11 protein-coding genes and 2 tRNA genes are annotated in these 10,550 nt (G+C 40.3%); 9 read left to right on the forward strand and 4 right to left on the reverse strand.

Annotated features, from left to right (window positions below; all coding sequences use genetic code 11):
- Positions 1-240: 240 nt before the first annotated feature.
- The 3 genes from L1D37_RS09280 to L1D37_RS09290 all read left to right on the forward strand — a co-directional run bounded on the left by L1D37_RS09280 (position 241) and on the right by L1D37_RS09290 (position 1,664).
- On the forward strand, positions 241-609 hold the full coding sequence (locus L1D37_RS09280; protein ID WP_239847709.1) for an ATP-binding protein: 369 nt from the start codon (positions 241-243) through the stop codon (positions 607-609).
- A 68-nt stretch (positions 610-677) separates the two neighbouring features.
- Complete coding sequence (locus tag L1D37_RS09285) at positions 678-1,100, forward strand: DUF3859 domain-containing protein (protein WP_019824122.1); 423 nt, start codon at positions 678-680, stop codon at positions 1,098-1,100.
- A gap of 192 nt (positions 1,101-1,292) precedes the next feature.
- Positions 1,293-1,664: a hypothetical protein gene (locus L1D37_RS09290; RefSeq protein ID WP_239847710.1), complete on the forward strand. Its 372-nt coding sequence runs from the start codon at positions 1,293-1,295 to the stop codon at positions 1,662-1,664.
- Positions 1,665-2,049: 385 nt separating this feature from the next.
- Here L1D37_RS09290 and L1D37_RS09295 read toward each other — a convergent pair whose 3' ends face one another.
- Complete coding sequence (locus L1D37_RS09295; protein WP_239847711.1) at positions 2,050-3,156, reverse strand: M20/M25/M40 family metallo-hydrolase; 1,107 nt, start codon at positions 3,154-3,156, stop codon at positions 2,050-2,052.
- A 260-nt stretch (positions 3,157-3,416) separates the two neighbouring features.
- Here L1D37_RS09295 and L1D37_RS09300 point away from each other — a divergent pair, with 260 nt between their 5' ends.
- Complete coding sequence (locus L1D37_RS09300) at positions 3,417-5,381, forward strand: GGDEF domain-containing protein (protein WP_239847712.1); 1,965 nt, start codon at positions 3,417-3,419, stop codon at positions 5,379-5,381.
- Between the two features lie 99 nt (positions 5,382-5,480).
- On the opposite strand, the gene L1D37_RS09305 is transcribed toward L1D37_RS09300, so the two are convergent.
- Entirely contained in the window at positions 5,481-5,984 is a 504-nt protein-coding gene (locus L1D37_RS09305; RefSeq protein WP_239847713.1) for a TetR/AcrR family transcriptional regulator, read from the reverse strand.
- 337 nt (positions 5,985-6,321) lie between these two features.
- On the reverse strand, positions 6,322-6,507 hold the full coding sequence (locus L1D37_RS09310; RefSeq protein ID WP_239829420.1) for a hypothetical protein: 186 nt from the start codon (positions 6,505-6,507) through the stop codon (positions 6,322-6,324).
- A gap of 283 nt (positions 6,508-6,790) precedes the next feature.
- Between L1D37_RS09310 and L1D37_RS09315 the strand changes: the two genes are divergently transcribed.
- The 3 genes from L1D37_RS09315 (at position 6,791) to L1D37_RS09325 (ending at position 7,845) form a co-directional block, all read left to right on the forward strand.
- Positions 6,791-7,453, forward strand: coding sequence for a DUF2726 domain-containing protein (locus L1D37_RS09315; protein WP_239847714.1), 663 nt, complete (start codon positions 6,791-6,793; stop codon positions 7,451-7,453).
- A gap of 168 nt (positions 7,454-7,621) precedes the next feature.
- Positions 7,622-7,698 (forward strand) — tRNA-Val (locus L1D37_RS09320).
- 70 nt (positions 7,699-7,768) lie between these two features.
- Positions 7,769-7,845: transfer RNA gene (locus tag L1D37_RS09325), tRNA-Val, on the forward strand.
- 596 nt (positions 7,846-8,441) lie between these two features.
- Here L1D37_RS09325 and L1D37_RS09330 read toward each other — a convergent pair.
- Positions 8,442-9,335, reverse strand: coding sequence for a LysR family transcriptional regulator (locus L1D37_RS09330; protein WP_176681350.1), 894 nt, complete (start codon positions 9,333-9,335; stop codon positions 8,442-8,444).
- 415 nt (positions 9,336-9,750) lie between these two features.
- Between L1D37_RS09330 and L1D37_RS09335 the strand changes: the two genes are divergently transcribed.
- The gene (locus L1D37_RS09335) at positions 9,751-9,957 is read left to right on the forward strand and encodes a Flp family type IVb pilin (protein ID WP_123283226.1); all 207 of its coding nucleotides are present in this window, start codon (positions 9,751-9,753) and stop codon (positions 9,955-9,957) included.
- A gap of 148 nt (positions 9,958-10,105) precedes the next feature.
- Positions 10,106-10,531 (forward strand): prepilin peptidase, encoded by a 426-nt coding sequence (locus L1D37_RS09340; protein WP_239847818.1) that lies wholly within the window; start codon positions 10,106-10,108, stop codon positions 10,529-10,531.
- Positions 10,532-10,550: the final 19 nt, after the last annotated feature.

The raw sequence follows: 10,550 nt of genomic DNA on the forward strand, positions 1-10,550 counted from the left end.
ATACATCTAAATCTATAGTAGTTTAATACGCTTGTCGATATACAAAATGGATAGTTGTAAATTATTTGTGTTTTTTATCAGAAGCAACACATCGATTTTTAAGGTATATCATCACGTTGTTTGTCGATTTAGGTAATGCTAGGGGAGTCGTTGTAGTGAGAAGGTTCGGAGCAGTTATCAGAGCAACCCGTTAGTATTTAAGATAAACTCATGTTTTCAAATTAGCCTGTAAAGTTATTGATGAAGTTAATACTCATTCGAGGGTTGCCCGGTTCGGGTAAGTCAACAAAAGCGAAAACCTACGATGCATTACATGTCGAGGCGGACATGTATTATGTGAATGAACAAGGTGAGTACCGTTTTGATCCTAGACAGTTACAACAGGCCCATGAATGGTGTCAGAACACGGCTGAAGATGGTCTAAAGCAAGGTCTTGATGTCGTGGTCTCAAATACTTTCATTAAACAGTGGGAAATGAAAGCCTATCGCCAACTTGCGCTTAAATACAAAGCGGATTTGGTTATTGAAGTGTGTAGAGAGCAATATGGCACTATTCACGACATTGAACCTTCAGTGATTAAGCGAATGGCGAAAGATTGGCAAGAATAGTCTCGTAGATGCGTGACTTAATGGCACATAGATTAAATTAATAGAACAACTCCAAGGTAACGATTCAAATGGCAAAGCGCTCTGTTGTGGTCGACATGACTTCTTATGGTATTTACTCCACATGGGATTCTAAATCTAAAGACCTTCCAAAAATCCAAGAGTTTACGACCACCGTCGACGCTGAAATTGACGTTGAGTTTGGCTATATCTTGAATATAAAAAAAGCCAAAGGCGAAAAGATCCGTTACTGCATCTACCACCCGAACATTACCACCGACAAAGGTGAAGTGCTTGAACCGTTTGATGGTGAAGAATACGTTGGCAACAATGACTGGGATTTCTACCTAGGTGACACCATTTGGGCACCTGTCTCGAACAAGCTCGGTAAATGGCGCATGACGGTCGAACTAAAAGGCAACATCATCGCCGACAAGACGTTTGACCTAGTAGCAAAAGATGAAGGGCAGTTTTGGAAACGTAGGGGGTTCTAGATAAGTAATGTAATAGCACCTCACAAAGAGGATTGCTGGATTGTTAAGTGGATGATGTTTATTACATTAAATTCAGTAGTTTAATTATCAATGTTGTATCAATAAGCTAATTTAATTTTACTCAATAGAGAGCTGTCCCGATACTCACTCAGCCTCATAATGTTTTGGGGGCTTAAAAGTAGGGACAGAGCCATGTTAACTTTCATCTTTCTACTCATTTCGTCAATTGTTGGCGGGGTGATAGCTAAATCTAAAAACCGTAATCTCTACCTTTGGGGAGCGTTTAGCTTCTTGATGCCACTCTTGATCTTTGTATTGCTCTTTTTACCTGATGGAGCAAGCAAAGCTGAACAAATCGAAGCGATAGTATTGAAAGATACTTTTATCGAGCAATACCAATCTAATCAACCGTTGTATCAAACAAACACCTTTTTAGAGGTTGTGTTTATCGCATTAACGGAAGGTAGAACAGTGGCGTTGGATGACCTGCAGCATGCGATAGATGTTCTTCAACAAATAGAACAAACAAATAAAGATGAAAAAAATTGCGTATCTATTACTTAATAATTATACTGAACATCATACCTATTGGTATTTTGGTCTTGAGGTAATAGAAAAGGGATTCTCTTAGCATCAAGTAATACGGAAAACCCAAGTTACAGCTCATTGTTGAGTTCAAATTAAAGAGAGAATCCAATTGAAAGTTCTATTAACTGTCGCTTTAGCAATCACTTCATTCACTTCGCTAGCAAGCTCTACTGGTGGGGTGCCATCTGTACCATGTGAAGAAAATGGTACTGTTGTAACAAAACCAATCAATGAGTGTTCTTCATTTAGTAAGAAGTAACAAGCGGATCGTAAAACGCAGATACAAAAAAGCCGAGTCCATATTAGACTCGGCTTTTTGATATCAGCTATATGATGTTCACCATCTAGCTAACAAGTAAGATTATTGTGTTACGTAAGCTACAACAAACTCAGTGATAGCGACCATGTCTTTCACTGCGATGTACTCTTCAGTGGTGTGAACCTTCGCCATACCTGTAGATAGGTTAACCGTAGTTAGACCTTTCGCATTGAAGTTGTTTGCATCACTACCGCCGCCAGTGCGTTTAGTGTTTGCCGTTACGCCAAGCTTTTCGAACGCTGATTTGATCGAAAGAATGTGCGGGTGATCATCTGCAATGACGAATGCATCGTAAGCACGAGTTGATTCGATTTCGACTTCAGCACCGAATTGCTTCGCGCTTTCTTCGAATGTCGAGATCATGTGTTCAACTTGTGCTGTTAGCTTGTCACCGTTTAGAGAGCGCGCTTCAGCAACCACTTTAAGTTCTGGCATTACGATGTTAGTCGCTTGACCGCCTTCAACAATACCCACGTTTGCTGTTGTTTCTTCATCAATGCGAAGCAGGTTCATCTTAGTGATAGCGTCTGCTGCCACTTGGATTGCGCTGATGCCTTCTTCTGGTGCTAGACCAGCGTGAGCAGGGCGACCTTTGATCTTCGCAACGATTTTCTGTTGGCCAGGTGCTGCATTTACGATAGTGCCAATCGGACCGCCTGTATCTAGCACAATAGCGTGCTCAGATTGGATGTAAGACATATCGAAGTTCAAAGAACCGAATAGACCGCCTTCTTCGAATACCGTGAATGCGATTTCAATCGTTTTGTGTGCTTGGCCTTCAGCTTGGATTACGCGAACCGCTTCCATGATAGCTGCAATACCAGACTTATCGTCACCGCCTAGGATTGTGTTGCCTTTTGAACGGATGATGCCGTCTTCGATGATTGGCTCAATGCCGATACCTGGCGTTACTGTGTCCATGTGGCAGCTGAATACAGTGCTGCCTGGAAGTGTGCCATCTAAGCGCGCGTAGATGTTGAAACCGTTTGATACTTCTTCTGGAACAGCCAGTTTATGTACGTCAAAGCCTAGTTCGCCTAGCTGCTCAGCCAGCGCTTCAGCGATAGCTTTTTCGTTGCGTGATTCACTATCGATTTTCACAAGATCGCAGAAATGGTCGACAAGACGTTGTTCATTAATTTGGGTCATTGTTAATTCTCATTATGGTTCCGCTCTTTCCTTAGAAGTCACGGCTATAGGAACAGGAAAATCACTATAACGCCTTTTTGTAGGATGATTGTCTGAGTTAAATCAAGAAAGTCGCCTGATTATTCCAATTAATGAGAAAAACACGACTCAGTTCGACCAATAGACAACATTTTAATCTGTATATTGCTCGGGTATACTGCATAACCAATTTCAATAAGTGAACCTTAAGATAAGCATGCAATCTATGACGGCATTGATAAATGAATAAAAACAACGTTTTAGGATCGTTTCTGCTTGTTGTTACAATGAGTGCCGTGCTTGGTCTTTATCTTTTATATCCTTTAAACGAGGTTGACTTGAGCAAGCCTCAAGTCCATGACACCTCTGTCTACACGCCAGAAAAAGAGCTTTCCCAAACAGAATATGGGAAAAAGCTGATTCATCTCCTCGAGTTGTCACGCAGTGATCCTCTTTTTGCCTCAAAAGAGCTTAACAAGCTGCCAAAGTTAAGCGCTGCTGAAGACTTAGCCGTTTATCAAGCCTACCGACTCATGATCTTGTCCAATGTGGCGCAACATCAACAAGATGCTAAAGCTGTAATGACATACCTAGATCAAATCAGAACGCTGGCAGATCAGGAAGGAATGCAGTGGTTGAAATCACAATCATTGGTTGAATCTGCGATTGAATATCTCAAAGAAGGGGAGCTCGCAGCCGCTGAAATCCAGATTCGATCAGCGATAGGGATAGCAGAATCGATTCGTTACGATGAGTTGCTGGTTAAAGCTTATAACACGGCTGGTGCGATTAACAATGTGCGTAACGACTTACAGGATGCACAGTACTTTTTCCATAAGGGCCTACAACTAGGTAAGCAGTATCCAAAGCATATATACAATAGCAAGCTGATGTCGAATATGGCCTTACTCTACATTTACTTGGAAGATTGGCCGAAGGCTTTACGTATTATCGAGAAGGCTAAAAAGCTCTATTTCGACAGCGGCTTGCTTGAAGATGAGGCGATTGGAATACTCTATATCAATGAGTCATTCAGTCACCTGAGTAGTGGGGATGTCGTAAAAGGGCGTATTGCTTATGAGAAAGCTGAAGCGCTCAATAGTGAGAGAGTCAGCAATCGCTATAAAATCCTTTTGCTGAGAGCCTACAGTGATGTGTTGCTTTCAGAAGGGAACTTCAATACTGCATTAGCAATAACGAATAAGTGCCTTCATTCGACGGGCATTGAAAAGTACACACTTCAAAATGGTCAGTGTTATCTGAACCGTGCTTTGGCGAAAATGAGGCTGAATCAAGGTGACCTTCTACTCAATGACCTTGAGCGAGCATTTTCAATGTTTGAAGTTGTCGGTAGCCGGAGTTGGAAAGTGTTGGGTTTAAGAACACTCGGTGAATACTACGAATCTCAAGGTGACTTAGAAACCGCTCTGTATTACTTCAAACAATATTATCATGGTAACAAAGCGTTGCTTTTCGACAAGCGCCAGAGCGATATTTTCCTATTAGAGCAAGACTTCGCAAAAGCTACCCTTGAACAAGAAAACGAGCTACTCAATACAGAGAAAGACCTTAATAAGCTAGTGCTAGAAAAGCAGCAACTCAGAAACCGTATTGTAGTGGCATTGATCATTATGATCGGTATTAGCGCTGCGTTATTGATGGTTAGGCTACGGTCTATACAAAGGGCTAACAAGGCGTTGTTGGCTCAATCGACGACATGTGAGTTAACCGGGTTATACAATAGACGCTACTTGGAGCAATTGCTAGCTGACCCTATGCCTTTCAACGATACATCGTTTGGCATTAGCCTAGCTATTCTCGACCTTGATTACTTTAAGCAAGTTAATGATACCTATGGGCACGATGTTGGTGACCAAGTGTTGGTTGAGGTTGCAAGGCGTATTCAACAACATTTGTTCCCCAATGATGTTGTCGCTCGTTGGGGCGGAGAAGAATTTGTTTTACTGCTATCGGGCGCGCTAGATCCTGAACAGCAGCTAGAAATCATTCGTTCAGCGATAGCTCAAACGCTGGTGGATACGTCCTCTAAACCACTAAGTATTACTACCTCTATAGGGGCTTCGATTAATATCACTCCTGAGCAACTCAATAGTGATACCTATAAAAAGCACCTGAAAGCGGCGGATGATGCGCTCTATGAAGCGAAAGAATCGGGTCGAAACCAAGTCGTGTCTTTTAAGAAATAACAAATAGTGCGAATAAGAGCTAACTAATCAGAATAAAAAAGGCAGCTAGCTTCTAGAATGCGATGTTAGTTCAATAGAAGAGAGCCAACTTGTTTTGTATTAGACGTTGTCTAGTGTGCCTTCTGTGCTAATCGTTGCGTTCTGATTAGCAATGTGAACTAGGCTAACACCCAATAGATGTTCTACTTGTCTGTGCGCACTCTCCCCAAGATGAAGCGCGATAATGTTACTGAGGTTGGTCATCAATCGCTGAGAGAAAAAGCAGTGCTCAGAGCGAATCACAGAGTGATGAAAAACTAATTTAAGAATTGCACTGAATTCACTATTCAGAAGTGCTTTACGCCACGATTGTTCTAACTGGCTGCTCCCTTCATTTATGATCAAACGATCAATCAATTGTTTTAAAAAACGTCCCTCTAAAGCGGTCAGGAAGTCTGTTTTCTTTGGGAAGTGATGGCTTATCCCCGTTCTCGATAATTCAGTTGCGAGGCTGAGAGTCGTGTATGACATGTTTTCATAGCCGACAGTCAATAACTGTTGGTTGGCGTTATCGAGGATGAGTTGGATAGTGCGACTGGTGTCGACCTTACTGCGCTTAGCCATGAGTAGGAAAGTCTTTATTAGAAAGTGAAGAAAAAACTATACGCTTATATGGGGTATCATTCTATATGCTGATGCTGAAATTATCTTAAATCTTAGTTTTATATTTTGAGAATGGAGTTCTTCTTTATATTTAGCACTGTCATACGTTTATATTTCAGTATAACTCGTTGCGTTTTACAAAATGAGAGACTAGGTAGCGGGTATAAAAAAGCCATTCTGATCATGGGGGAGATAAGAATGGCTTCTATGTGTTTTGGAATCGCATCTATCAAAGTTTGAGTAAAATAAGGGGGTAATTTGCGATGTCTCTTAGTCCTTACGTACTTGTTGAGTTGGATTACTTAGCAATACCTTGCAGCAACTCAACCAGTTCACCTTCTGTTGCTGGCTCTTTCGCGAGTTCAATCACCGCAGAAGATCCGCCTTTTAACATATAAGCTTGGGTTCCACAGTGGTCATAGTGGAACCATTTACCATCTACACATACGTCGGTATAACATCTTGGGTCTTGTTTGAGTTCCATATCAATTTCCTTATTAACATTTGGCTAACGTTTTTCAGGCTAATTGATTACAAATTGGCGTAATTTGATCTAAATCAATTTGGTGGTTGAATCATCGAAGAATGTTCAAATTGGAGAGCTATGTCTAGATCTCAAAACTGACAATCAAGCACTTAGCGAATTCGTATTGTTCAAAGGGCGTGATTAGCGTTAACAACTGATTCTCTTTTTCTTGCCACTTGGTCGTTTTCTACTTACGCTACAAACTCTTTTTATCTCCCTATTTACGTGACCGTGTTCAGAAATGACTAATATTTTTATCGTTGTAGTGGTGCTTGTTGTCTTCTTTTACTTCATCCAGAAGTACGTATTCAAACATGACGACACTAAAGACCATGCTTATCAAAAGAAAGGGGCGTTGCTCAATATGCAACAAGCCACTTTTTACAATGCGTTGACCTCGGCCGTAGGTCATCATGGTGTTGTGTTTGCTAAAGTGAATATGGCGAATGTACTCGCGCCCGCCAAGACCAACACTAAGAAGAACTGGTTTATTGCTAATAACAAGATATCGCGTAGCTATTTTGATTTTGTGGTCTGCGACCCAAGAACATTGGAACCACGAGTGATCATCGAACTGGATAACGGTAAAGAGTTAAACAAAGGCAAAGTTGACCGCGAAAAACTGCTTATTCATGTGTGTAAATCGGCTGGCTTACCGCTTATTGGCGCATCAGTAAAACACAGCTACCAAGTAAGCCGCTTGAAGAGACTGCTCGCGACACATATCGATCTGATCGAGCCAGCCAAAGAGGTTCGATTCTGTAAGAAGTGTGGCAGCCCAATGATCATCAAACTCGCAAGCCAAGGTGACTATAAAGGCCGACGCTTCTTTACGTGTAGCCGCCAACCTAACTGTACTTATACCGAAAACTATAACGTTGTATTCGATGTGGACGACGAATAGCGTAAAGTAGGGCGCATCTCTGAGTGTGATGTAACTCAACTTTATTTACGTTTCACGTCTAAAAATTCAACGTATTGATGCGAATAAGAGCAAACGGTTGATTCAAGTGTAATTTCTACTTGCACCACAATAAATCAGTCGTTAATATCTTCCTCGTTCTAAAGGAATGCGTCCGTAGCTCAGTTGGTTAGAGTACCGCCTTGACATGGCGGGGGTCGGTGATTCGAGTTCACTCGGACGCACCATTCCTTCTTTAGTTTTTATTGCATAACTATTGAGTTTGTCACAATGGTAGTAATAAGAAATTAGAACATCGCCCGCTTAGCTCAGTTGGTTAGAGTACTTGCATGACATGCAAGGTGTCACTGGTTCGAGTCCAGTAGCGGGCACCACATTATACGAAAGAGCCCACCTAGTGTGGGCTTTTTTGTACCTGGAATTCCTCTCATAACTCCTATACAACCTTCCAGTTCTTATGAGCCCCTGTATGCCTTGCCAGACGGCGTTGTAGACCTAATGAGGCTTCGTGTGTCTCTGTATCAAGAGCATGAATGTAGACAATAACCATCAGCCTAGTTTTACTCGTCTATATCGCTTGTACGAGGTTACGCGAAAGCTAAGTCGCCCCAGACAGACTAGAGATGCGTATATACCTAAATCCCTTTGGTTAGCTTGTGGACGACAATTCGACAATCCCTCTCTTTGATTTACTACCAAGCACTTAAACTTAGATTTCGCGGTCAGCAAATGAGAAGTATGCGATAAATACTCTTAAGTTATTTTTATCAATTAAATCGAAGCAATGAGAGGTTATAGCTGTCGTTAAGTTTGAATTGGTGAGCTATAGAATAAACAAAATATAACGACGTCAATTATATTTAATATCTATGATTTGTTTCGGAACTATATCAAGATTTATGGCTTTATTAGTATCAATCCTGAAGCTGGCTAATGTACCAGAACGTGATTGCCAGATTTTAAGAGAGCGTTATTGAGCTAAATCAGCAACAAATGTTTGTTTATATTGAGTACTGGTTTGTAGCTCCTTTTTGATCCACTGATTAAACAAGCTAAAGTCAGAATGTATTTGCCAGAAAAGGGATGCAATAACTCGTTTACCAAAAAAGTCAGGGTGATCGGTAATAACCTTAAGTTTATGTTCTTTGATATTACCTTCAATAAGAAACCCCGGTACAAAAGCGATGCCTTTTTGAGCTTTACATAAATCGATGATGGTTCCTAAATCATCCAGTCGCCATAGGTTATATGCTGCGATGTTAGACAAGTTAAGTAGCTCTTCACAACCGTCCATTAATAGCACTCGCTGTGAAGGCGCTTGAGACTTTAAGGTCACTAAGTCTTCATGAGCCACCCACCAGCAGTTAACGTGGAATAGCTCCTCGATGTTGAAGTCATAATTGGTCTTGTGGTACGGATTACCCAACGCTAGGTCTATCTTCCCTTCATTTATATAGTTACCTAACACGAAGCTGGGTTTCGTCACGACAAGTAAGTCTACATTCGGGAATGCTTCCGAGAATGCTAGTAATGTCTTCTTTACGTTTTTATTGAACACCAATGGATCAATACCCACGCGGTAAACTATCTGGTCAGATATATTCATCTGCTGGGCAACGGTGATTAATTCCCGATATTTTGATACCACAGGTAATGATAATTGGAATAGGCGTTCCCCTTTCTCTGTTAACCAGACTTTAGAGTGCTCTCTATTAAATACGTTGAAACCTAAGTCTGACTCGAGGTTTTGAACAGCTGTGCTAACTGTTGACTGTGATTTTCCAAGCTTGCGTGCAGCAGAGCTAAATGAACCTTCTTCAACTACTGCTATGAACGAAACAATATTTTCGAAATGTAGTTTCATGATTCGACTAACCTTTGACACAAAGAAATTATATTTATTATTGTTTGTTGATTCGAAGAACAATAGCGTGATGATACTTGTATTTCAACAGGTTTTATAATGAATAATAAAGCCTAATAAATTATCAATTGGGTTATATCTAAAGGTTATATAAGTTGTATATAACAAAAAAGATTGAGCTACATCTTACTTTTTCAAGTTTATAAATTTAAATTAATATAGGTTTTTGACAGCCTTTTTCACTGTAACTCATTGTTGAAGAAAGATTTGTTACGTTTTCTTTTAATTTTAGTCTTTTTATTTTGATCAATTTTCGCTCTACCTATTGATAAAGTCGATAGGGGGTATTTTCCCCAGAGTGGGAGGGCTAATTATAATGGCGACGAATTTTCAACAGCCCTTATAGGAACAAATAATGATTACTAAGCTATACGTGAAAACAAGCATGTTTTTATCACAATTCAAGAACGATGAGCGCGGCGTAACTGCGATTGAATATGGTCTTATTGCTGTTGCAATGGCTGTGTTAGTTACTACAGCAGTAGGCGCTGATGGCTTTATTGGCAAGCTAGAAGGTGCTTTTGAACAAGTAGCTACAGCTATCGATACAGCTAGCAGCTAACATCAAGCCTTATTGGCTAATGTAGAAGATATCGAGAGATATTTATGCCAGACCTATGTTTACATTGGTCTGGCTTGGTTAATTTACACAGTAAAATAAGATTTACTGCAACCAAACTTAGGTGGTATTTCCAATTTTTAGTCATGAATTGTATTTAGTGACTTTGGCAATATTGAGTATATATGTGTCGGCTACTGATTTTCTCTATCGTAAGATACAAAATTATGCCTTGTTCGTACTACTCTTCTTGCAGTGTTTCATATCCCCATTAGATATCCAAATTATGAGTTTCTTACTGATGTTAGGTGGAGGACTTATTCTATATAAACTGATTTGGATTGGAGCGGGTGATATTAAATACGTCGTTATTTTGTCACTTGTCATCCCTGTTAATGACTTATTATTGGCGTTTATTATGACGGCTTTTGCTGGTGGTATTTTAGCGCTTGCTTATCTAATAAGTAAAAAATTAATAAGAGGAAATGCCCATAAGCAAGAGGGTATTCCATATGGAATAGCAATTAGCATTGGATTTTACTTAGTAATTTTAACTCAATCTACGCCACATATATGAACCTTCAAAAAATGAGCAC

Source organism: Vibrio sp. Isolate33 (assembly GCF_022397895.1).
Taxonomy (GTDB): Bacteria; Pseudomonadota; Gammaproteobacteria; order Enterobacterales; family Vibrionaceae; genus Vibrio; species Vibrio pomeroyi.

Coding starts and splice junctions, on each gene's coding strand:
- L1D37_RS09285 (WP_019824122.1), top strand. CDS start 678: ATGGCAAAGCGCTCTGTTGTGGTCGACATGACTTCTTATGGTATTTAC.
- L1D37_RS09305 (WP_239847713.1), bottom strand. CDS start 5,984: ATGGCTAAGCGCAGTAAGGTCGACACCAGTCGCACTATCCAACTCATC.
- L1D37_RS09300 (WP_239847712.1), top strand. CDS start 3,417: ATGAATAAAAACAACGTTTTAGGATCGTTTCTGCTTGTTGTTACAATG.
- L1D37_RS09315 (WP_239847714.1), top strand. CDS start 6,791: ATGACTAATATTTTTATCGTTGTAGTGGTGCTTGTTGTCTTCTTTTAC.
- L1D37_RS09290 (WP_239847710.1), top strand. CDS start 1,293: ATGTTAACTTTCATCTTTCTACTCATTTCGTCAATTGTTGGCGGGGTG.
- L1D37_RS09310 (WP_239829420.1), bottom strand. CDS start 6,507: ATGGAACTCAAACAAGACCCAAGATGTTATACCGACGTATGTGTAGAT.
- L1D37_RS09295 (WP_239847711.1), bottom strand. CDS start 3,156: ATGACCCAAATTAATGAACAACGTCTTGTCGACCATTTCTGCGATCTT.
- L1D37_RS09280 (WP_239847709.1), top strand. CDS start 241: ATGAAGTTAATACTCATTCGAGGGTTGCCCGGTTCGGGTAAGTCAACA.
- L1D37_RS09335 (WP_123283226.1), top strand. CDS start 9,751: ATGATTACTAAGCTATACGTGAAAACAAGCATGTTTTTATCACAATTC.
- L1D37_RS09330 (WP_176681350.1), bottom strand. CDS start 9,335: ATGAAACTACATTTCGAAAATATTGTTTCGTTCATAGCAGTAGTTGAA.